This is a genomic window from Pseudomonas sp. PDM01 (assembly GCF_014852325.1).
Classification (GTDB): domain Bacteria; phylum Pseudomonadota; class Gammaproteobacteria; order Pseudomonadales; family Pseudomonadaceae; genus Aquipseudomonas; species Aquipseudomonas migulae.
Map to the genome: position 1 here is coordinate 1 of NZ_JACVBK010000017.1, position 22,099 is coordinate 22,099.

General features: G+C 60.0%; 17 protein-coding genes. 6 read left to right on the forward strand and 11 right to left on the reverse strand.

Features of this window, described 5'->3' with window-relative positions; genetic code table 11:
* Window positions 1–1,078 precede the first annotated feature (1,078 nt).
* From IB246_RS28290 to IB246_RS28330, 9 genes are all read right to left on the reverse strand, one after another.
* On the reverse strand, window positions 1,079–4,654 hold the full coding sequence (locus tag IB246_RS28290; RefSeq protein ID WP_008042674.1) for a glycosyltransferase: 3,576 nt from the start codon (window positions 4,652–4,654) through the stop codon (window positions 1,079–1,081).
* A gap of 126 nt (window positions 4,655–4,780) precedes the next feature.
* On the reverse strand, window positions 4,781–6,379 hold the full coding sequence (locus IB246_RS28295; RefSeq protein ID WP_008042676.1) for a flagellar hook-associated protein 3: 1,599 nt from the start codon (window positions 6,377–6,379) through the stop codon (window positions 4,781–4,783).
* 13 nt (window positions 6,380–6,392) lie between these two features.
* Window positions 6,393–8,459, reverse strand: a complete 2,067-nt coding sequence (gene flgK / locus IB246_RS28300; protein ID WP_008042677.1) for a flagellar hook-associated protein FlgK — start codon at window positions 8,457–8,459, stop codon at window positions 6,393–6,395.
* A gap of 22 nt (window positions 8,460–8,481) precedes the next feature.
* Window positions 8,482–9,768, reverse strand: a complete 1,287-nt coding sequence (gene flgJ, locus IB246_RS28305; protein ID WP_008042679.1) for a flagellar assembly peptidoglycan hydrolase FlgJ — start codon at window positions 9,766–9,768, stop codon at window positions 8,482–8,484.
* Between the two features lie 11 nt (window positions 9,769–9,779).
* Window positions 9,780–10,868 carry a flagellar basal body P-ring protein FlgI gene (locus IB246_RS28310; protein ID WP_032832736.1) on the reverse strand — a complete coding sequence of 363 codons (1,089 nt, stop codon included), beginning with the start codon at window positions 10,866–10,868 and terminating at the stop codon, window positions 9,780–9,782.
* 27 nt (window positions 10,869–10,895) lie between these two features.
* Window positions 10,896–11,591, reverse strand: a complete 696-nt coding sequence (flgH, locus tag IB246_RS28315) for a flagellar basal body L-ring protein FlgH (protein ID WP_008042681.1) — start codon at window positions 11,589–11,591, stop codon at window positions 10,896–10,898.
* A 52-nt stretch (window positions 11,592–11,643) separates the two neighbouring features.
* Window positions 11,644–12,429 (reverse strand): flagellar basal-body rod protein FlgG, encoded by a 786-nt coding sequence (gene flgG / locus IB246_RS28320; protein WP_008042682.1) that lies wholly within the window; start codon window positions 12,427–12,429, stop codon window positions 11,644–11,646.
* Between the two features lie 45 nt (window positions 12,430–12,474).
* Window positions 12,475–13,215: a flagellar basal body rod protein FlgF gene (locus IB246_RS28325; protein ID WP_008030482.1), complete on the reverse strand. Its 741-nt coding sequence runs from the start codon at window positions 13,213–13,215 to the stop codon at window positions 12,475–12,477.
* A gap of 313 nt (window positions 13,216–13,528) precedes the next feature.
* Window positions 13,529–15,088 (reverse strand): sigma-54-dependent phenylalanine hydroxylase transcriptional regulator PhhR, encoded by a 1,560-nt coding sequence (locus tag IB246_RS28330; RefSeq protein WP_008042683.1) that lies wholly within the window; start codon window positions 15,086–15,088, stop codon window positions 13,529–13,531.
* A gap of 382 nt (window positions 15,089–15,470) precedes the next feature.
* Between IB246_RS28330 and phhA the strand changes: the two genes are divergently transcribed.
* From phhA to IB246_RS28355, 6 genes are all read left to right on the forward strand, one after another.
* Window positions 15,471–16,256: a phenylalanine 4-monooxygenase gene (phhA, locus tag IB246_RS28335; protein WP_008042684.1), complete on the forward strand. Its 786-nt coding sequence runs from the start codon at window positions 15,471–15,473 to the stop codon at window positions 16,254–16,256.
* Window positions 16,257–16,360: 104 nt separating this feature from the next.
* Window positions 16,361–16,717: a 4a-hydroxytetrahydrobiopterin dehydratase gene (locus IB246_RS28340; protein ID WP_008030478.1), complete on the forward strand. Its 357-nt coding sequence runs from the start codon at window positions 16,361–16,363 to the stop codon at window positions 16,715–16,717.
* The gene (locus tag IB246_RS28345; protein WP_008042685.1) at window positions 16,717–17,910 is read left to right on the forward strand and encodes an amino acid aminotransferase; all 1,194 of its coding nucleotides are present in this window, start codon (window positions 16,717–16,719) and stop codon (window positions 17,908–17,910) included. Before IB246_RS28340 ends, IB246_RS28345 begins: the two co-directional genes overlap by 1 nt.
* A 279-nt stretch (window positions 17,911–18,189) precedes the next feature.
* On the forward strand, window positions 18,190–18,321 hold the full coding sequence (locus IB246_RS28880; protein ID WP_008030474.1) for a hypothetical protein: 132 nt from the start codon (window positions 18,190–18,192) through the stop codon (window positions 18,319–18,321).
* Window positions 18,322–18,398: 77 nt separating this feature from the next.
* Complete coding sequence (locus tag IB246_RS28350; RefSeq protein WP_008030471.1) at window positions 18,399–18,581, forward strand: hypothetical protein; 183 nt, start codon at window positions 18,399–18,401, stop codon at window positions 18,579–18,581.
* A 104-nt stretch (window positions 18,582–18,685) separates the two neighbouring features.
* Window positions 18,686–19,885, forward strand: coding sequence for an MFS transporter (locus IB246_RS28355; protein WP_008042686.1), 1,200 nt, complete (start codon window positions 18,686–18,688; stop codon window positions 19,883–19,885).
* On the opposite strand, the gene arfB is transcribed toward IB246_RS28355, so the two are convergent.
* Window positions 19,882–20,295: an alternative ribosome rescue aminoacyl-tRNA hydrolase ArfB gene (gene arfB, locus IB246_RS28360; RefSeq protein WP_003222786.1), complete on the reverse strand. Its 414-nt coding sequence runs from the start codon at window positions 20,293–20,295 to the stop codon at window positions 19,882–19,884. The genes IB246_RS28355 and arfB overlap by 4 nt on opposite strands.
* A 212-nt stretch (window positions 20,296–20,507) precedes the next feature.
* A complete protein-coding gene (locus IB246_RS28365) occupies window positions 20,508–21,920 on the reverse strand; it encodes an amino acid permease (RefSeq protein ID WP_008042687.1) in 1,413 nt (470 codons plus the stop codon).
* Window positions 21,921–22,099 lie beyond the last annotated feature (179 nt).

Below are 22,099 nucleotides of genomic sequence, written 5' to 3' on the forward strand. Positions count from 1 at the left end.
GCTAACCCGGCATCCATGCCGGGTTGCCCACTGCGCAGAACCTGCGCTCGGCCTCTCGAGGGGGCGCTCAGATCAAAAGCGGAAGGCGAGCTAACGCTCGGCCTGATGAGTGGTGGAAATCAAAAGCATACGCCGATTCCTGTAGGAGCCGGCTTGCCGGCGAAAAGCGTCTGGGCAACGCGTTCATTCAGACAGCCCGCGTTATCGTTGACGTCCATCGCCAGCAAGCTGGCTCCTACAATTTTGAATTGTGCGAACCCAATCCCCGTGTAGGAGCCGGCTTGCTGCGGGCGGCGTTCCGACGATAGCGGTGGATCAGTCAACGTATGTATTGACTGGATGGACGCCATCGTCGGAACGCCGCCCGCAGCAAGCCGGCTCCTACAGGGGAGCGGTGTACATATCCGGAATGACTGAACGCAGCAAGGCGAGCTAACGCTCGGCCTGATGAGTGGTGGAAATCAAAAGCGTATGGGATTCCCTGTAGGAGCCGGCTTGCCGGCGAAAATCGTCTGGGCGACGCGTTCATTCAGACAGCCCGCGTTATCGTTGACGTCCATCGCCAGCAAGCTGGCTCCTACAATTTTGAAACGTGTGAACCCAATCCCTTGTAGGAGCCGGCTTGCTGCGGGCGGCGTTCCGACGATAGCGGTGGATCAGTCAACGTATGTATTGGCTGGAGGGACGCCATCGCCAGCAAGCCGGCTCCTACAGGGGATCGGTGTACATATCCGGAATGAGGGAACGCGTGCACCAAAGAGCCAGGTCGGCTTTCAGGCCGCCTCGGCGGCTGTGGCGGTGGTCGCCCCCTCGAGAGGCCGAGTGGAGGTTCTGCGCAGTGGGCAACCCGGCATGGATGCCGGGTTAGCCGCGCACGGCCATGGATGGCCGATCGCGGCGGGCCCACGGAGCAGGACCGGAGCGAGGGCATGCCGAGCCTTAGCGAGGCACCGAACGAAAGGGGCAAGAGCGCTTGGTTACTTGGCGCTTCTCCAAGTGACTCGCCGTAAGGGCGAAACCAATAGCCGCCATAACCGCAGCAACGGATATGCCCCCCAATCGCAACAGAACCCCGAGATCAACCCGGCAACCAAGCCTCAGCCCAATAATTCAGATTACTACCCTGCAACATATAGTCACGCAGCACTTCCTCGCGCAACGCATCACCCATGCGGTAACTCGCATCCGGGTCAGCCAGGTGCATACGAATTGCCTCAAGCCATTCCTCGGTACTGTTACTCACCACCTTGGTACACGGCAGATAACCGCGATAAGCCTCAGTGTCCGTACAGATCACCGGATAACCGCACGCGCCATATTCCAGCAGTCGCAAGTTGCTCTTGCAGTCGTTGAAGATATGAAACTCCAGCGGCGCCAAAGCCAGATCAAGGTTCAGGCTCGCCAGTTTGGCGGGGTAAGCCTGCAGGCCAACGGCGGGATGGAACTCATGCACGAAAGGCTTGAGCGCCGGCGGGCACATGCCGAAGAACACCCATTCCACTTCATCCGCCAGCAGGCGAACGACATCGGCAATGATCGCCAGATCCCCATCGTGACTGGTGCCTCCGCCCCAACCGACCCTCGGCTTGCGCGACGTACGTCGCTGGCTGCTCAGACCGGTCCACAGGTACGGAGCGAGCATGTTCGGCACCACGCGAATATCGTCATGCATGCCTTTGAGGGTATCGGCCAGCGGTTGGGTCGACACCACCACCCGGTCGCACAACCCGACTGCACGCCGCACGATTTGCTCAACGCCAACCATGGCCTTGCGCACGTGAGCGTTTTTCTTCGGAACGTCGATGACATAGTCATCGAGCTCGAAGATCCGGAAAGCCCTGGAGCTGTTTTTGACCCGCTCCACTTCATTCACCGCGCCCTCACTGTAGCGCCCTTGCAGAATGATGACGTCCGGCGACTGGCGCTCCAGCTCAATGTCCGAAGGCGTATGGTAAGAAAGATTACCGAGCACTTGACCCGCAGCTTCCAGTTCCAGAAACGGCTGGGTGACACGGTAATGGCCTACGGCGGTCTCGTTGATCGGGATCGCCAGCACCCGTGGCAGCATGTGACGGGCGAACGGATTCCAGTCGCTCTTGTAACCCGGTTCAAGACTGAAATTATTGGTGCTCAGACTCAGGTTGACGTTGTACGCCGGATCTCTTGCGATGATCGGCAGCCAGCGCTGATAAAACCGCTTCTGCTCAGCCAGCAGATCTGACACCACCGGCCCGCTCTCCGCCTCGGCAGCCACGTGGACCGATTCGGCATACGGCGTCCAGACCACCAGATAGCCCTTCTGCTTCACACGCAGACAGAAATCAGGGCCGCCGAGTCTTTGGGAAAAGGCCTGCTCGTCAAACCCCTGAAGCTCATCGAACACCTGCTTGCGGACCAGCAGGCACTCGGTTCTCACAGCACTCAAATTCTGCACCGCCTGCTGGCGCTGCATATACCCCGGAGCGGTCATCACCTCCCCGCGCCAAGGTACGCCGACAGGGCCGCGCATCCCCAGCACCAGGGCCGAACCTTCGATACGCCCCTGAGGGCTGACCATTCGGCCACCGACGACGCCCACCTCCGGACGCAAGCCGTGATTCAGCAGCTCCCCAAGCCAGTCACGATTGACGATCAGGCTGTCCGGGCTGAGTAACACCACATACTCGCCACGTGCCTGAGCAACGGCGAAGTTCTGCGCCGCTGCCGGGTTATCGGGGTAATCGCAATGCAGCACGCGCAGTTTTTCACCGCCCATTTGCGACATGGCGGCCAGCCAGTCACGCGCCTCGATCGAGGTGCTTGCGTTGTCGACGATCAACAATTCGTAGTGAGCATAGGCCGTGTGCTCCAGCACACTTTCGATACAACGCTCAAGCCGACCGAGCTGATCCTGGGCCACTACCACAATGGACACCAGCGGCTGAACGCCATGCTGGTAGTCAATTCGATTGATGAGTGGCACGTTGCCCGGCCGCACCTCGTGTGCCGCACCGATACGATCAAGGTGCGCAGTCAGTACGCGGGAGTTCTGCTCGATAACCTGCGGCAGAGCGAGCCATTGCGACAGGCCGAACGAGGATTCGACCAACACTTGAGCGACATGCTCCACGACATGCGGGCCGTGGTTTTCGACGAGGCGCCAGACCAGGTCATGAGGGCTGAGCTCAGCGAAGTCCGGGGTAAAACCACCTGCGGCTACAAAGCCTTGACGCTGGATGGCCAGTGTCCGCCCGACATAGGGATAACTGCGCAGCAGGTCCAGATTGAAATCGGGCTTGAGGATCGGCTCGACCGACACGTCATTGCGCAAGCCGCCTTCATCGGTATAGATACACAGCGCGTCGGCACTCTCGACCATCCGCTCGGCCAAAAGCAGCAAGGCCAGTTCATTCAGGCGATCACCGGCCCGCAGCAGATAGAACCAGTCCGCACTGTCGGCCTGCATCAGGCCATTGAGTTGCTCAAGCCCGTCGCCTTGCAAGGCCACACGAATCACGTTGCCCGCAAGGGCACTGGTGCGATTTTCACCCGAGAGCACCAACACCCTTTCGGCGCCATAGACCTGCCGTTCGATGCTCTCCAGTGTGACGCCCAGTGCCGCATCGTCAGCGTCGGCATCCATCACCACCGGCACAATTCGCGGCTGCCATGCCCACGAGGCAAGGCGCGCAGGCAACAGGCGCTGCTGGGCCGGGTTCAGGGTGCGACACGCCAGCCATTGCAGGTACACATCAGCAAAGCAGTCACAGTTTTCACCCACCCGCGAACGGAGCAACGTCGAGGTAAAGCCCAGGGAACGGCCCAGCGCCATTTCTTCCCAGTCATACGGCTCACCGAGGGCGGCGCTGGCCAGATCGATAAAGCGAACATGCCCCGGCGCAGGTGCCGGCTCGCCGCTGCGCACCGACAGCATTTGGGTCAGCCAACCGAGCTCGACCGCCACGGCCTGCTCGACCTCCAGTTGATTGCTCAGGCGCGCCGGGTGCAAGCGTTCAAAGCTGAGCACCTGTGCGATAACCGCCAGATTGCCACGACGCAACAGGCAGACAAACAAGGCGAAATCGAGACGGGCGACAAACCCTTCGCCGACCTGGGTCAACGCGGGCAGATACTCCAGCACCTGATGAGTGCGCATCAGCGCGCCACTCAAATTGCTGAGAAAGTTCAGGGCCGAGCTTTCCAGCACATCCAGCAGGTCTTCACCCTTGAACAGCGTATCCCCCGAGACAAAGCTGGAGTTCTCCAGGCGCTCGGGAAGCAGAAGGTAATCACCGTCGCAATACTGACGCAGGGCAATCACCAGATTCACATCGTCATGATCAATGAAACCCTGCACCTGACGGGCAATGCTCTCAGGCAGCAGTTGATCGTCATCACAGAGAAGCTTGAGGTACTCCCCGGTTGCCTGCTCGGCGCAGGCCATCAGATTCCCCTTGAACCCCAGGCGTTGTTCATTGCGCACATAACGCAATGTCACGGTTGGCGGCACTGTGCAGGCCTGGACCAGTTCATGGATTTCGTCGCTGTCGCTGTCGTCACACACGATCACTTCAAGCGACGCGTAGGTCTGGTTCAGCGCACTTTGCAGCGCTGCCTTAAAGTACAGCGGGTTGTAGGCGGGAATGGCGATGCTGACAAGAGGAGCTGGTTTCACGGCAGGGGAACTCGCGAGCGGTGGGCGCTCACTCTGGAACGAGTGGAGCAGCCCTGAACCGCTGAAAAATGACGGTTTGCACTCGGGTGTATTGAACCTTCGCGCCTATGGCGCGAAGGCCTTGACTCAGACTTTGTTGAACAACCCCAACTGAGCGATTTTGCTGAACGCCAGTTGCGAGGCTTGCAGCATGGTTTGCTGCAAGGTCAGGCGGGTCATCACCGTGGCCGGGTCCGAATCACGGATCGCGCCCTGGGTCTGCGTGTTGGCCAGCACCAGGCTCTGGTTGATATCGGTCTGAGTCGTCAGCGACGCACCGCGACCACCCACGGAGCTGAGGCCCGAGGTCAACTGGTCAATGCCGCTGGTCAGGTTACCGATACCGGAACCAATGGCCGCGTTGAGTGCTTGAATGGCCTGCGGATTGTTGTTGGTCGGCGTCGACAGCGCGGTTTTCAGCTGGGCGACCGTGTCCAGAACGTTCTGCGTCTGGTGAGTGTTGACCGTGACGGAGAACTGGTCACCAGCCTGCATCGAAGGTGCGCCGCTCAGCGTAAAGTCGACACCCGACGCGGTGGCGACGTTGCCCGCCAGAACACCGCTGGAAACCGGCTTGCTGCTCGCGGTCAGAGGCGCGGCATACAAGTCGAAAGCCGTGGCGCTGGTGAACTTGAGAACGGCCCCGCCTTCCGGAAAGCTGGCGTGGTAGGCGGCACTGTTGGAGATGCTCGTATTGGTGACGACATCGCTGGACAGGTTGCCTGGGGCACGGGTCGCATTGAAGCTGTCTGGCTTGGCCGCCAGGGTGAAGCTGTAGGCATTGGGGGCCGGAGGCGCCGGGAACACGGTCGCCGGAACGTCGCCAGTCTTCATGTTGATGTTCAACTTCAGGTCAACGCCACGGAAGTTGATTGTCTGTGTGGCGGCACCACCGGAGGAGCTGAACACGCCATTGCCAGAAGCTTCGGCCGTGACGTCATTACCCAGCGAGTCGCGGATTTCCAGCTGCGTAGGGCTGAGGAAATTCACGGTGTAGGGCTCGCCGCCACGGAATTTGGCGTTGTAGGTCACGTCCGAATTCACCTGACCATTGGACAGCACCACACGACCGCCATCGACGGCCGGCGTCGGCGTGGTCATGGTGGACTGTGTGCGACTGGTGTTGATGGCTTGCTGGAACACAGCCCAACCGGTGCTGTTGGTGGCCATCGACTGGGTATCGCCAATCGGCAGGTCCAGCGTGACCTGATCACCGTTATAGCTGTAGGTGCCGTCGGTATTACGCGAGAACGGAACGGTATCGCCCTTGGAGCCGGAGAAAATGTATTTGCCGTTTTCGTCCTTGGTGTTCATCAGGCTCAACAGCTGTTCTTCGATCTGACTGAGCTCCGAAGCGTTGGCCTGGCGATCGGAATCGGTATAACCTGCGTTGCCGGCACCCAGGGCCAGTTCCTTGGCGCGTTGCAGCACGTTGCCGATACTGGTCATGACGGCTTCAGTCTGGCCGAGCGTGGCTTTGATCGTCGTCATGTTGTTGTTGAACTGATCGAGCATCGAAGCCTGCTGGCCTAGTTGCAGCAGGCGCGAGGCGCCGACCGGATCATCGGCGGCGGTGTTGACGCGAACCAGGCTGCTCGCCTCTTCGCTGCTCTTGACCACGTTGGCGAAGTTCTTCGAATAGTTGGCAGCCGAGGACTCGTAAAACTGGGCGGTAGAAATGCGCATGGGCTACGACTCCTTAAAGACTGTTGATCAGTGTGCTGAAGATTTCCTGCGCAGCCTTGATGATCTGCGAAGACGCGGTGTAGTACTGCTGATATTTGACCAGGTTGCCGGTTTCCTCATCGAGGTCGACACCCGAGAGCGAGTCGCGCGCACCCTTGGCGTTCGCCAGGATGGCTTCGGTCGCCGCGCTGTCGAGCTTGCCCTGTGCAGCCTTGGAACCCACGCCCTCGACCAGTTTGCCGTAGGCGTCGTTCAGGGAAATGCCTTTGCTGGCCGAACCGGTGTCCACGGTCTTCGCGGTCTGCAAGCCAGCCAGTGCGGTGCCGTTACGGTTGTCCAGGCTGCCCGGCTGAGTGAGCGAGACGTTGATCGCCGCGCCGCTGCTTGGGGCTCCGGCGATGGTCATGCTGAAGGCCGCGGCGTACTGAGTCGCGGGCGGAGCCGGGATCGGTGCACCCGCGGCATCCGTGAGCGGAATGCTCAGGTTCAGGGTATTGGTCTCACCTGGCTTGATGGTACCGCCGCTGATCAGCGCGCCCTTGGCATCCAAGAACTGGTAGGTCTGGCTGGTGCCATCGGCGGACACCGCACCAAATACCACCTTGGTCGGCGTGGAGTTTTTCAGGCCGTTCTGCATCGCGGTGGTGGTCGCCGCGTCGTAGATGTCGAACTTGGTGGTCAGGGTCGGTTGACCGCTGGCCGGGATCGTCAGGGTGCCGCTGCCACTGCCGCTCGCTGCAATCGCCGCGCCCAGCGGTGCCGCGATGGCCAGACGCTTGGAGTCGGTCATCTCGGTCTTGATGTTCGCCGCAGCATCGCGGGTCGGGGTGATCCTGAAGGTGTCGCCCGCCGTGGCAGAAGCCGCGTTGAACTTCATCTCGACGCCGTCGATGACCGGTGCCGTTGCCGGCGCTACCGTGCTGAAGGAGCCCATCGGCGTGTTGTCCGGCAGGCGCTGAACGGTGTAATCGGTCGCGGTGGTGAACGTGACCTTGTAATCGTTGATGGTCAGCTTGCCGGTGTCCTTGATGCTCACATCAAAGTTACCGGTGCCCACGTTGTTCAGGCTGGCGACGCTGCGTTCAGAGACCAGCTTGGCCGAGTTGATGTTGTTGAACAGGTTCGAACCGAAGGCGCCGTTCTTGTCGATGCCCTGGGCCTGAAGGCTGTTCATCTGGTCGGCGACGACCAGGGCCACACGACCCAATTCGTTCATGGCCGGGTCCAGCACGGTGCTGCGATAACGCAACAACCCGCCGATTTCGCCGCCGGTCATGATCGCGGTGATATCAATGGTGCTCGAACCGCGATTGAGTTGCAGCGACAAGCGGCCCGGATCGTCTTTGCCCGGTACCACTTCAAGTTTGTTGACCGTGTTACCCATGACCAGCGGCTGACCGCTGCCCAGGTAAATGTCGAGATTGCCTTCACGCTCCACCACCTGCGCACCGGTGAAGGTCGCCAACTGGCGCACGGTTTCGTTACGGGCGTCGAGCAGTTCGTTCGGCATGCCGCCGGAACTGGAAACCTCGGAGATCTTCTGGTTCAACTGCGCCACGGTAGCGGCCAGCTTGTTGACCTGATCCGCCATGTTCGTCAGGTTGCCGTTGATATTGGCATTCTGCTGGGTCAACTGCGCGGAGACCGAGTTGAAACGGTTGCTCAAGGCCTGGGCATCGCTGAGCAGCAACTGGCGGGACGCGTCGTCACCGGGTTTGGCGTTGACGTTCTGCACCGAGGCAAAAAACTTGGTCAGTGCGCCGTTCAGGCCGGTGCTGGTGTCGGAGAGCAATTTGTCCAGCGGCGTGACCTGATTCAGGTAGGCGGCCGAATCGCTGTTGAGCGAGGTGGTGGTCTGCAACTGTGCATCGAGGTAGCTGTTGTACACGCGACGCACATCGGCCAAGGTCGTGCCGGTGCCGATGTAGACATTGCCGAACTGCTGCGAGGCCTTGGTGCCCTGCACTGTTTGCTGGCGCGAGTACCCGGCGGTGTCGACGTTGGCAATGTTGTTGCCGGTGGTCATCAACGAGGATTGGCCAGCGGCCAGACCCGACATCCCGATATTGAGCAAACTCATGGTTCGACCTTAATCCTTGTGCCTATAAAGGCGTGGTGGAAACGCCCGCCGCAGCGTAGTTCTGGTAACTCGTCATCTGCTTGGCTATCTGCGAAATCTTGCTCGCGTAGTCCGGGTCGGTTGCGTAACCGGCCTTTTGCAACTCGCGTACAAACTGTTCTGGGTTATCGGCCGACTTCACGACATCTTGATAGCGATTGTTGGTTTGCAACAAAGTCACAAGGTCATGGAAGCTGTCCTTGTAAGAGCCATAGGAACGGAACTCGGCCGTCTCCTTGACCATCGCGCCATTTCTGAATTCGCTGGTGATCGCCCGCGCCGAATCGCCCTTCCAGCTGCTGCTGGCCTTGATGCCGAACAGGTTGTGGCTGCTGCTGCCATCCTGTGCGCGCATGACCGATTTGCCCCAGCCGGTTTCCAGCGCCGCTTGAGCCACCAGGTAACGCGGATCGACGCCGATGCGCTCGGCGGCTTCCTTGGCCATCGGCAACATGGTGTTGACGAACTGGTCGGCAGAACTGAAGGCTTTTTTCGCCGGTGCCAACGGTATCTGAGCGATGGCACGACCATGAATCTGCAAGCCGCCATTCGCTGATGCTTGCGCAGTCGCCAGCCAGTCTCCGTTGAACAAAGGCCCCGAACCGGTCGGCGTGGTGCGCTCTGCCAATCGAGTGTTATTGAGCGGCGCGGCGGCCGTCGTCGCCGAAGGCACCAGGCCCGCCAGCAAGCGGTCAGCCAGTTTCGGTGGCAACGCCAGGCGCCGCTGATTGATCAGCGCCATGTCGTTGCGATGTGCGCCCTCGCCTGCCGCCTGTGGAGCGCTGATCGAGCGCGAAGCCCACAACGGACGCTGGCCATTGACTCGCGACAGCGGCCCGTTGGTCCCGACCGTGCCCGCCGCCACCGGCGTCTGCACCGCCGCTTTTGCCGCTTCCTGCTTGGCCGCCGACAGCGTTGCCGCTTCGCCCGGCGCCAATGGTTTGTTCTTCGACATCTGGCGCATCAGCACGTCCGCCAGACCAATACCACCGCCCTCGCGGGACATGGAAACGGCCAACTGCTGGTCGTACATTTCCTGATACTGCTTGGCCGCCGGCGTGTTGAGCGGATTGCCCTCGGCCAGCGTGTCGGTCGCCTTGCGCATGGACTTGAGCATTTCACCGAGGAACAGCGACTCGAATTCCTGCGCCACTTTGCGCAGGTTTTCGTCACTGTTCTTGTCGCCGACCTTGAGCTGATTCAGACGATTGAGGTCCGAATAGGACCCCGAATCGGCGCTGCTGACCAGACCACTCTTGTGCATATCCATGGTCGCCAGCCTCAGATCACGATCAGGTCGGCTTGCAACGCGCCGGCCTGTTTCAGTGCTTCAAGGATTGCCATCAAGTCGCCTGGCGCCGCGCCGACCTGGTTCACCGCACGCACGATCTCGTCGAGGGTGGTGCCCGGGCCGAACTTGAACATCGGCTTGGCTTCCTGCTGGGCGTTGACCCGCGAGCGCGGCACAACAGCGGTCTGACCATTGGACAGAGGGCCGGGCTGGCTGACGATCGGGTCTTCGGTAATGGTCACGGTCAGGCTGCCGTGAGTCACGGCGGCCGGGGACACCTTGACGTTCTGGCCGATCACGATGGTGCCGGTGCGGGAGTTGATGATGACTTTCGCCACTGCCTGACCCGGATCGACTTCAAGGTTCTCGATAATCGACAGATAGTCGACGCGCTGGCCCGGATCCAGTGGCGCACTGACGCGAATCGAACCGCCGTCGATGGCCTGGGCAACGCCAGGGCCGAGCATGTCATTGATCTTGTCGACGATGCGCTTGGCGGTGGTGAAGTCGGAACGGTTGAGGTTCAACGTCAGGCTGTTGCCCTGGTTGAAACCGCTCGGCACCGAACGCTCGACCGACGCACCACCTGGGATGCGACCGGCCGACGGAACGTTGACGGTGATCTTCGAACCGTCGCGACCTTCAGCATCAAAACCGCCGACGACCAGGTTGCCCTGGGCGACCGCGTAAACGTTGCCGTCGATACCCTTGAGCGGCGTCAGCAGCAAGGTGCCGCCGCGCAGGCTCTTGGAGTTACCGATGGAGGACACGGTAATGTCCACCTGCTGACCCGGTTTGGCGAAGGCCGGCAAGTCGGCACTGATCGATACCGCCGCGACGTTCTTCAACTGCACGTTGCCCGAACCGGGCGGCACCTTGATGCCGAACTGCGAGAGCATGTTGTTGAAGGTTTGCAGGGTGAACGGCGTCTGCGTCGTCTGGTCGCCGGTACCGTTGAGCCCGACCACCAGGCCGTAGCCGATCAATTGGTTGGAACGTACGCCGGAAATACTGGCGATATCCTTCAGCCGCTCGGCCTGAGCACCAAAGGCTGCGGACATCAGGAACGCAGCCACCATCAGGTGTTTGAAATTCAACGTGACCACCTAGAAAGGGAACAGCGGGCTGAGGAAGAAACGGTCGAACCAGCCTGGCTGACTCGCATCGGCAAACGAACCGGTGCCCGAATAGGTGATGCGTGCATCGGCGATGCGCGTTGACGAAACCGTGTTGTCGGTCGCGATGTCATCGGCCCGGACCAGGCCGGCGATCCGTACCAGTTCATCACCGGTATTGAGGGTCATCCACTTCTCGCCGCGCACGGCAATGATGCCGTTGGGCAAGACGTCGGCGACGGTCACGGTGATCGAACCGGTCAGGCTGTTGCCCTGCCCGGCCTTGCTGTCGCCCTTGGTCGCGCGGTCGCCGCTGTAACTCGCATTCAGTGTCAGATCATTCTCATTGAATGGGTTGTTAGTGTTGGGCACCACACCGAACAACGACGTCAGGCCAATGCCGGCCTTGCTGTTCTTGGCCACTTGCGAGTTGGCGTTTTTACTGGCCTGGGTTTTTTCGTTCAGGGTGATGGTAATGATGTCACCGACCCGGAACGCCTTGCGGTCGCTGTACAGGTTCTGTTCGAAGCCAGCCTGGTAGATCGAGCCGTTGTTCGCGGCAGCCGGCAATGGCGTACGCGGCAACACCGGGGCGTAGTAAGGGTCATTGGGCTTGGGCGTCGGACCGACGCAACCCGCCAGCGCGACGACGCCACTCAGTGCCAGGACAGATACAAAGCGATTCATGACCCTACCTCACGGTGTTGCAGGCGGCCTCATGACCGCCTCATAGACTTGATTACAGATTCTGCGTTACGAACGAGAGCATCTGGTCGGCGGTGGAGATCACCTTGGAGTTCATCTCGTAGGCGCGCTGAGTGGTGATCATGTTGACCATCTCTTCAACGGTGCTGACGTTGGAAGTTTCCAGGGTGTTCTGCAGCGTAGTACCGAAACCGGCCAGGCCTGGCGTGCCGACTTGCGGCGCGCCGCTGGCGGCGGTTTCCAGGAACAGGTTGTTACCCACCGCTTGCAGGCCGGCCGGGTTGATGAAGTCGGCGGTTTGCAGGTTGCCGATCACCTGGGATGCCGGGTTGCCGGCAATGGTGATGGACACGGTGCCGTCGCGACCGACCGTGAAGGTCTGCGCGTCGTTCGGAATGACAATGGCCGGCTCGAGGGCGAAGCCGTTGGCGTTCACGATCTGGCCGTTGGAGTCGAGGTGGAACGTACCATCACGGGTGTAGGACGTGGTGCCGTCCGGTTGCAGGATCTGGAAGAAACCGCGACCGTCGATGGCCATGTCCAACGGCTGCTCGGTGGTTTGCAGGCTACCGGCGTTGAAGTTTTTCTGGGTGCCGACAATGCGCACACCGGTACCCAATTGCAGACCCGACGGCAGTTCGCTGTCCTGGGTCGACTGGGCGCCTGGCTGGCGTTTGATCTGGTACAGCAGGTCCTGGAACTCGGCGCGATCACGTTTGAAACCCGTGGTCGACACGTTCGCCAGGTTGTTGGAAATGGTGGTCAGGTTAGTGTCCTGGGCGGACAGACCTGTTTTGGCAACCCATAGAGCCGGAAGCATTCGATTCTCCTCGTGCGCCTGTTTTACGGCGCGACGTTCTGATAATTAGCTGATCTGCAAGACCCGAGCCATGGCCTGGTCATCGTCTTTGGCGGTGTTCATCATCTTGATGTGCAGTTCGAACTGCTTGGCCAGCGCCAGTACCGAAGTCATCTCTTCCACGGCATTGACGTTGCTCGACTCCAGGAACCCGGACACCAGTTTGACGTTGGCATCGGCTTGCGCCGGCTTGCCATCCTTGGTGTGGATCGAACCGTCCAGGCCTTTGGTCATGTTCTTGAAGTCCGGGTTGACCAGCTTGATGCGGTCGACTTCAGCCATCACTCGAGGGCCTTCGCCCATCGCACGAATACTGACGGTGCCGTCTTCACCCACTTCGATTTGCTGCTCGGGCGGCACGGAAATCGGCCCGCCATTGCCCATCACCGGCATGCCGTTGCCGGCCCGCAACACGCCCAGAGCGTCAACGTTCAGACTGCCGGTGCGCACGTAGCTTTCACCGCCGTCGGGGTTCTGCACCGCGATCCAGCCGTTGCCCTGCACCGCGACGTCGAGGTCACGACCGGTTTGTACCAGAGAGCCCGCGGAGAAGTCGGTGGCCGGGCGTTCGGACATCGCAAACGCACGCGCCGGAAAGCTGTCACCGAATACCGGCATCGAACGCGCCTGCTCCAGGTCTTTCTGGAAGCCGTTGGTGGAGATGTTCGCCAGGTTGTTCGCATGAGCCTTCTGCGCCAGTGCATTCTGGCTGGCGCCGGTCATTGCCACATAAAGGTACTTGTCCACACTCTTTCCTCTGCATGCCGGACGTTTGCCGCCCACCGCTGTACTGCTGAGCGATAAGCAATTTGCAGACCAACTTTTTTCTGGCGGCGCGGAGCCCGGCAAACAAAGGACTTGGGGCGTTCAGGGGGAAATGGGGGAATGTGTCAAAGACGAAAAACCGGCGGTGTTATGCCGGTAAGTGGCAAGGCTTGACCTTGAGGCTGAACAGGATACCGCTATCGCGAGCAGGGCTCGCTCCTACATTTGGAATGCAATCCCCTGTAGGAGCGAGCCCTGCTCGCGATGGGGCCAAAACAAACACAGCAAACGCCAGCTAGGACTCAGTCTTGCCAACCTCATACTCACGCAACTTGTTGGCAATGGTGGTATGCGAAACCCCTAACCGCTTGCCCAGTTGCCGACTGCTCGGATGCTCCGAATACAAACGCTCCAGCACCGCTTTCTCGAACCGCCCGACAATCTCATCCAGCCCGCCTTCAAGCGAAAAATCGCCAAGCGGCTGACGCACGCCATAATCCGGCAGGCGAATATGTTCAGCCTTGACCGTCCCGCCCTCACATAACGAAACCGCCTGGAACAACACGTTTTCCAACTGCCGGACGTTGCCCGGCCAATGGTAGTGACTGAGCCGCTCCATGGCCGCCGGCGCCAGTTTCGGCAGCGCACAACCGATCTGCCGACTGGCCTGATCAAGGAAGTGCTCCACCAACGGCGTCAAACCATCCAGGCATTCGCGCAGCGGCGGGATATGCAGCGAAAGCACGTTCAAACGGTGATACAAATCCTGGCGAAACTCGCCACGAGCGCACAATTCCGACAGGTCGACCTGCGTGGCACAGATCACTCGCACATCGAGGTAAACCTCTTCATCACTGCCTACACGACGGAAGCATCCGTCCTGCAGGAATCTGAGTAATTTCACCTGCAGGCGCGGGCTCATTTCACCCACGCCATCGAGAAACAGCGTACCGCCCGCCGTCAGCTCCAACAGCCCGAGCTTGCCTTCGGCACGGGCGCCTTCGAACGCGCCGGGGCCGTAGCCGAACAGCTCAGTCTCGGCCATGGACTCCGGCAGGCCGGCGCAATTGAGCGCCATCAGCGGCGACTGACCGCGCGGGCTCGCCAGGTGGCAGGCGCGTGCCAGCAATTCCTTGCCGGTGCCGGTTTCGCCTTCTATCAATAGCGGCGCATCCAGCGGTGCCATGCGCCGGGCTTCACGCACCACCGCCGCCATCACTTTCGAGCTTTGGAAGATGCTGTCGAACCCGCGCAGCTCCTGTTTGCGCACGTTGTAAATGCGCTCCCCTACCCGGTCGGCACGGTGCAGCGTCAGCACCGCACCGGCCATGGCCTCGCTGTCGTCATGCTCCGATTGCAGCGGCGCGATGTCGGCCAGAAACACGTCACCCTTGACCTTGACCCGCAGCCCGTTGATCCGCGACTTGTTGGCGCGCACCAGTTCCGGCAAATCGAAATCCTCGGCGTAACGCGACAAGGGAATCCCCGGCACCTCATCGACACGCACACCGAGCAACTGCGCCGCCGCGCGGTTAGCCGCAACAATCGAGCCGCCCATGTCGATCGACAACACCGGAAATTCCAGAGCACCGAGCAAAGCATTGAGTTCCATGTGCCGACGCTCGCTCGGCATCAGGCCTACACGCTTGATGCCAAAGACCCCGGCAATCGACTCGAATTTCGGACGCAATGCCTGGAACTGAATATTGATCAGGTTCGGGCAATGCAGGTAGATCGCGTTGCCATGCTCGCCACCCACTTCACCTCGAGCGACGTTGATCCCGTACTCGACCAGCAAATTGAGAATGTCGCGCAGGATGCCGATGCGGTTCTGGCAGTGGACTTTGATACGCATATAAGGCCCGAAGATAAATTAAGGCGATGGATCGCTCCCTGTAGGAGCTGGCTTGCCGGCGATGGCGTCCTTGAGAACGCTATCGCCGGCAAGCCGGCTCCTACCTACAGCGGCTTACCAATCAATCGAGGCCCACAAGGGAAATATTTCTCTGGGTGCGCTCAGATAGTCGTCAAGATTATGTGACACCTGTGAGCCATTTCAAACCCGAAAAACTCATGCGCAGCGCCACAGTCGCCAATCCGTAACGAAAAGTTTACGAAAACCAACGAATTTTCCTACCTGCGACGGCTTACACGTGCTGCAACATCGCAATTCCTGAGGTATTTCTAAGTCCATAGCAGGACATAACAAGAACGAAATCCCCTAGCAGGAGAGCAGCATGAAGCAGACGCAGTACGTGGCTCGCGAGCCCGATGCGCAAGGTTTTATCGACTACCCCGCCGAAGAACACGCGGTGTGGAACACGCTGATCACTCGCCAACTGAAAGTGATCGAAGGGCGTGCGTGCCAGGAATACCTGGACGGTATCGAAAAACTCGGTCTGCCCCACGACCGCATTCCGCAACTCGGTGAAATCAACAAAGTCCTCGGTGAAACCACCGGCTGGCAGGTTGCCCGAGTACCCGCACTGATTCCTTTCCAGACCTTCTTTGAATTACTGGCCAACAAGCAGTTTCCGGTGGCGACGTTTATTCGTACCCGCGAAGAGCTGGATTACCTGCAAGAGCCGGACATTTTCCACGAGATCTTTGGCCACTGCCCGCTGCTGACCAACCCTTGGTTCGCCGAATTCACCCACACCTACGGCAAACTCGGCCTGAAGGCTTCCAAGGAAGAACGCGTGTACCTGGCGCGCTTGTACTGGATGACCATCGAGTTCGGCCTGGTCGATACCCCGCAAGGCCAGCGCATTTACGGCGGCGGCATTCTCTCCTCGCCGAAAGAAACCGTTTACAGCCTGTCGGACGAACCTGAGCATCAGGCCTTCGACCCGTTGGAATGCATGCGCACGCCTTACCGCATCGACATCCTGCAACCGCTGTATTTCGTCCTGCCGAACCTCAAGCGTCTGTTCGACCTCGCCCACGAAGACATCATGGGCATGGTCAAGCAAGGCATGCAGCTGGGCTTGCACGCACCGAAATTTCCGCCGAAAGCCGCGTGATCCGCAGCTTTTAGAATCAAGTGAGCCTGTCAGGAATCAACGCTTTGGTTTAGCGTGGTTGCACTGACGGCCGATTTCCAATCATTCGAATTCAGGAACACATCATGTCCACATTGAACCAAGCCCATTGCGAAGCCTGCCGCGCCGACGCCCCTCAGGTCAGCGACGAAGAGCTGCCGGTACTGATCAAGCAAATCCCGGACTGGAACATCGAAGTCCGCGACAGCGTCATGCAGCTGGAAAAGGTTTTCCTGTTCAAGAACTTCAAGCACGCGCTGGCGTTCACCAACGCCGTCGGTGAAATCTCCGAGGCTGAAGGTCACCACCCGGGCCTGCTGACCGAATGGGGCAAAGTCACCGTGACCTGGTGGAGCCACTCCATCAAAGGCCTGCACCGCAACGATTTCATCATGGCCGCGCGCACTGACGAAGTGGCCAAGGACGCCGAGGGCCGCAAATAATGCATTTCGACGCCATAGGTCGAGTACCCGGCGACCCGATTCTCGGCCTGATGGAGGCCTATGCGCAGGACCCCAACCCGCGCAAATTCGACCTTGGCGTGGGCGTCTATAAAGACGCCTTTGGCCTGACGCCGATTCCCCAGGCCGTGAAGCTTGCGGAGCAGCGCCTGGTGGATCGTCAGACCACCAAGACCTACATCGGCGGTCACGGCGAACCGGCGTTCGGCAAAGCCATCAACGAGTTGGTGCTCGGCGCCGATTCTGCGCTGATCGCCGAACAACGGGCCGGCGCCACCCAGACGCCGGGCGGCACCGGTGCGCTGCGCTTGAGCGCGGACTTCATCGCCCAGTGCCTGCCGGGTCGTGGCGTGTGGTTGAGCAACCCGACCTGGCCGATTCACGAAACCATTTTCGCCACGGCCGGGGTCAAGGTTAATCACTACCCTTATGTCGGCAGCGACAACCGCCTCGATGTTGAAGCAATGCTGGCAGCACTCAACGAAGCCCCTGAGGGCGATGTGGTTTTGCTGCACGCTTGCTGCCACAACCCGACCGGTTTCGATCTGTCCCATGACGACTGGCGCCGGGTACTGGAAGTGGTGCGCAGTCGTAATCTGGTGCCGCTGATCGACTTCGCCTATCAGGGTTTCGGCGACGGACTGGAGCAGGATGCGTGGTCGACCCGGTTGTTCGCTGCTGAACTGCCGGAAGTGTTGATCACCAGCTCCTGCTCGAAGAACTTCGGCCTGTACCGCGACCGTACGGGTGCGCTGATTGTCTGCGCGAAGACGGCTGACAAACTGGTGGATATCCGCAGCCAACTGGCCAATATCGCCCGTAACTTGTGGTCGACGCCACCGGATCACGGCGCCGCCGTCGTGGCAACGATCCTCGGCGATCCGGAGCTGAAAAGCCTCTGGGCCGACGAAGTGGAAGCCATGCGCTTGCGTATCGCCCAACTGCGCAGCGGTCTGGTCGAGGCGCTGGAGCCTCATGGTTTGCGCGAGCGCTTTGCGCACATTGGTGTGCAACGCGGCATGTTTTCCTACACCGGATTGACGCCTGACCAGGTTAAACAGTTGCGTGATCATCACAGCGTTTACATGGTCGGTACCGGCCGGGCGAACGTCGCGGGGATCGATGCGACGCGTCTTGATCTGCTGGCCGAAGCCATCGCCAAAGTCTGCAAGTAATCTCAAGAACTCTGTAGTTCCCTTGTGGGAGCGAGCCTGCTCGCGATAGCGGTGTATCAGTCGACATAGACGTTGACTGACACTCCGCTATCGCGAGCAGGCTCGCTCCCACATTTGTTTTGCGGTGTGCCCTCTTCCACACCTGTCTAGACAAGCCCATCCGTCGTAACAATTGGATATAAAAGTCTGATTGTCATTTCTCCTGCTGTATCCTGCCCAGGCTTTGTAAAAGCGCGGATCTACCAGATCTATCAACAGACTTTGCGAGGAGCGCGAAACATGCACGAGATCCCTAATCTCCCCTTCCCAAGCCTGCACGAAACTGAGCAGACACCCACGCAGCAAGCCGGCGCCCAACAGCCCGAGCCGAAAGAAGCCACTGAACGCCGCCAGGCCGACAGCGAAGACTGAAACACCCGCAATGCCAGACCGTGTGGAAAGCGCTAACATGCGCTTTCCACACCGCCTGAACCCTTGAGTTGCACACCATGACCGATGACTTTAGCGAGACCCAGGCCAGCGTTCTGATCGGCACCGCCGAGAAGATGATCGAGATCTGGAATCGCCTCTCCCCCGAGAAACAAGCGGCATTGCTCGCCCGTTTCGGCAGCGAAGAAAATGCCCTGGCCGCCCTGGTCACGACACAACTGGTCGCCCCCGCCAAACCCTGATTCACCCCCCACCCGGCAAATAGTTTTACTTTTCCACGCCCGCGGCCTCTCACGCCGCTATCATAAGCAGCCTATCTATCCTGCTTTCCCGTGGACCTTTACCCATGTCTGAAAACCAGCGCCCCCTGGCGGTCACGCTGCAAGTCGTTTCCATCGTCCTGTTCACTTTTATCGGCTACCTCAACATCGGCATTCCCCTGGCCGTATTGCCCGGCTACGTCCACAGCGATCTGGGTTTCGGTGCCGTAGTCGCCGGCCTGGTGATCAGCGTGCAATACCTAGCCACCCTGCTCAGCCGTCCATACGCCGGGAAAATCATTGATAACAAGGGCAGCAAACTGGCGGTCATGTATGGCCTCGCCGGTTGCGGTCTGAGCGGCGTATTCATGCTGATTTCGGCCTGGACCCAAAGCCTGCCGATGCTGAGCCTGATCAGCCTGTTGATCGGCCGCCTGGTGCTTGGCAGCGCGGAAAGCCTGGTGGGCTCGGGCTCGATCGGCTGGGGCATCGGCCGGGTCGGCGCGGCGAACACCGCCAAAGTGATCTCGTGGAACGGCATCGCCAGTTATGGCGCACTCGCAGTCGGCGCACCGCTTGGCGTGTTGCTGGTCAGTCAGTTGGGCTTGTGGAGCATGGGCGTGAGCATCGTGTTGCTGGCCGTGCTGGGCCTGGCGCTGGCCTGGCCGAAAACCGCCGCGCCCATCGTGGCCGGGGAACGATTGCCGTTCATGCATGTGCTGGGTCGAGTGCTGCCGCACGGTTGCGGCCTGGCGCTGGGTTCGATCGGCTTCGGCACCATCGCCACCTTCATCACCCTGTATTACGCCACGCAACACTGGGACAACGCGGTGTTGTGCCTGAGCCTGTTTGGCGCGAGCTTCATCGGCGCGCGGCTGTTGTTCGGCAACCTGATCAACCGTCTCGGTGGTTTTCGCGTGGCGATTGCCTGTCTGTCGGTGGAAACCCTCGGGCTGTTGCTGCTGTGGCTGGCACCGGATGCTCATTGGGCCTTGGCCGGCGCGGCGCTGAGCGGTTTCGGTTTTTCCCTGGTGTTCCCGGCGCTGGGCGTGGAAGCGGTCAATCTGGTGCCAGCGTCCAGCCGTGGCGCTGCGGTCGGCGCGTATTCGCTGTTCATCGATTTGTCGCTGGGGATTACCGGACCGTTGGCGGGCGCGATTGCCGCCGGATTTGGTTTTGCTTCGATCTTCCTGTTCGCTGCAATCGCCGCTTTGAGCGGTTTGGTACTGAGCGTTTACCTGTACAGGCAAGCACCCAAGTATCGTGAAGAGCGAGATGCCCGCTAGAAATCGACCTTGCCGCGCCCGGCCTTGATGCTGCCGCGCTTGGTCTTGGATTCGAGCCGACGCTTCTTCGAGCCGAGGGTCGGTTTGGTCGGACGGCGTTTCTTTTCGACCTTGGTGGCGCTGAGGATCAACTCGGTCAGCCGCTCCAGCGCATCGGCGCGATTGGCCTCCTGCGTGCGGTATTGCTGGGCCTTGATGATCAACACGCCGTCGCTGGTGATGCGACTGTCACGCAACGCCAGCAGCCGCTCCTTGTAGAACTCGGGCAAGGACGAGGCCGGAATGTCGAAGCGCAAGTGCACGGCGCTGGAGACCTTGTTGACGTTCTGCCCACCGGCGCCCTGGGCGCGGATGGCCGTCAATTCGATCTCGGCATCCGGCAGATGCACGTTGTTGGAAATCACCAGCATGGAAAAGCGTCCGTATTCAGAGTGCGCAGGATACCTTGATTAGCACCGTCCCTGTGGGAGCCAGCCTGCTGGCGATGAGGCCGTGTCAGTCGACATCATCATTGCCTGACCTGCCGCTATCGCGAGCAGGCTCGCTCCCACAGGTGTTTTGTGTGTACCCCAGAAACAAAAAACCCGGCACATGGCCGGGTTTGTTGTGTCTGCGCGCTGCGTTATTTCACAGCGGCTTGCAACGTTTGTTGAGCACTGCGCTTGTTCTTGATGCCGTAGCAAATCCACATGAACACGACCCACACCGGAATCGCGTACACCGAAACCTGAATGCCCGGGATCAACAGCATCACGCCGAGGATGAACACCACGAACGCCAGGCAGATGTAGTTTCCGTACGGATACCACAGGGCCTTGAACAGCGGCGTCTGCTTGGTCTTGTTCATGTGCTGGCGGAACTTGAAGTGCGAATAGCTGATCATCGCCCAGTTGATCACCAACGTGGCCACCACCAGCGACATCAACAGTTCCAGCGCGTTTTGCGGGATCAGGTAGTTCAACAGCACCGCAATCAGCGTCACTGCCGCCGAAGCGAGGATCGAACGCACCGGCACGCCGCGCTTGTCGATCTTCGCCAGGGCTTTCGGCGCATCGCCCTGCTCGGCCATGCCCAGCAGCATGCGGCTGTTGCAGTAGGTGCCGCTGTTGTACACCGACAACGCCGCGGTCAGCACCACGAAGTTGAGGATGTGCGCGGCGGTGTTGCTGCCGAGCATCGAGAACACTTGCACGAACGGGCTGCCGCTGTAGGAATCACCGGAGGCGTTCAGGGTCGCCAGCAGGCTGTCCCATGGCGTCAACGACAGCAGGATGACCAGTGCGCCGATGTAGAAAATCAGGATCCGGTAGATCACCTGGTTGATCGCTTTCGGGATCACGGTTTTCGGTTTGTCCGCTTCTGCTGCGGTGAAGCCGAGCATTTCCAGGCCGCCGAAGCTGAACATGATGATCGCCATGGCCATCACCAGACCACTGACGCCATTCGGGAAGAAACCACCGTGGGACCACAGGTTGGTCACCGACGCTTCCGGTCCGCCGTGCCCGCTGACCAGCAAGTAGCTGCCCAGGGCAATCATGCCGACGATCGCTACAACCTTGATGATCGCGAACCAGAACTCCGCCTCACCAAAGACTTTGACGTTGGCCAGGTTAATGAGGTTGATCAGCACGAAGAACCCGGCTGCCGAGACCCAGGTCGGGATGTCCGGTGCCCAGTAGTGGATGTATTTGCCGACGGCGGTCAGCTCCGACATGCCCACCAGAATGTACAGGATCCAGCAGTTCCAGCCCGACAGGAAACCGGCGAAACCGCCCCAGTATTTGTGCGCGAAGTGGCTGAAGGAACCGGCCACCGGTTCTTCGACGATCATTTCGCCGAGCTGGCGCATGATCATGAAGGCAATGAAGCCGCAGATGGCGTAGCCGAGGATCATCGACGGGCCAGCGGATTTCAGTACACCGGCCGAGCCGAGGAACAGGCCGGTACCAATCGCGCCACCGAGGGCGATCAGTTGAATATGACGATTCTTCAGGCCGCGTTTCAGCTCGCCTGAATGCGAGTTTTGTCCACTCATGAAAAGGGTCTCACGCAAGGTTTGATGATGTTCAATAGACGTTGCTGCTCGGTTGCGACTTTAAGCAGCGCCGATCAAACCCCAGCGCAGGCACCAGGAGTTCAGCGTATTTACAACGGTCATGCGTCACCTGTTTGTTTTTATCTGTGACGAAATCGAACCCGACACGCTCGTGACGC

Coding starts and splice junctions, on each gene's coding strand:
- IB246_RS28350 (WP_008030471.1), top strand. CDS start 18,399: ATGACCGATGACTTTAGCGAGACCCAGGCCAGCGTTCTGATCGGCACC.
- IB246_RS28345 (WP_008042685.1), top strand. CDS start 16,717: ATGCATTTCGACGCCATAGGTCGAGTACCCGGCGACCCGATTCTCGGC.
- flgG (WP_008042682.1), bottom strand. CDS start 12,429: ATGCTTCCGGCTCTATGGGTTGCCAAAACAGGTCTGTCCGCCCAGGAC.
- IB246_RS28365 (WP_008042687.1), bottom strand. CDS start 21,920: ATGAGTGGACAAAACTCGCATTCAGGCGAGCTGAAACGCGGCCTGAAG.
- IB246_RS28355 (WP_008042686.1), top strand. CDS start 18,686: ATGTCTGAAAACCAGCGCCCCCTGGCGGTCACGCTGCAAGTCGTTTCC.
- IB246_RS28295 (WP_008042676.1), bottom strand. CDS start 6,379: ATGCGCATTTCTACCGCCCAGTTTTACGAGTCCTCGGCTGCCAACTAT.
- arfB (WP_003222786.1), bottom strand. CDS start 20,295: ATGCTGGTGATTTCCAACAACGTGCATCTGCCGGATGCCGAGATCGAA.
- phhA (WP_008042684.1), top strand. CDS start 15,471: ATGAAGCAGACGCAGTACGTGGCTCGCGAGCCCGATGCGCAAGGTTTT.
- flgJ (WP_008042679.1), bottom strand. CDS start 9,768: ATGGATATGCACAAGAGTGGTCTGGTCAGCAGCGCCGATTCGGGGTCC.
- IB246_RS28330 (WP_008042683.1), bottom strand. CDS start 15,088: ATGCGTATCAAAGTCCACTGCCAGAACCGCATCGGCATCCTGCGCGAC.
- IB246_RS28310 (WP_032832736.1), bottom strand. CDS start 10,868: ATGGTGGCTGCGTTCCTGATGTCCGCAGCCTTTGGTGCTCAGGCCGAG.
- flgK (WP_008042677.1), bottom strand. CDS start 8,459: ATGAGTTTGCTCAATATCGGGATGTCGGGTCTGGCCGCTGGCCAATCC.
- IB246_RS28340 (WP_008030478.1), top strand. CDS start 16,361: ATGTCCACATTGAACCAAGCCCATTGCGAAGCCTGCCGCGCCGACGCC.
- flgH (WP_008042681.1), bottom strand. CDS start 11,591: ATGAATCGCTTTGTATCTGTCCTGGCACTGAGTGGCGTCGTCGCGCTG.
- IB246_RS28880 (WP_008030474.1), top strand. CDS start 18,190: ATGCACGAGATCCCTAATCTCCCCTTCCCAAGCCTGCACGAAACTGAG.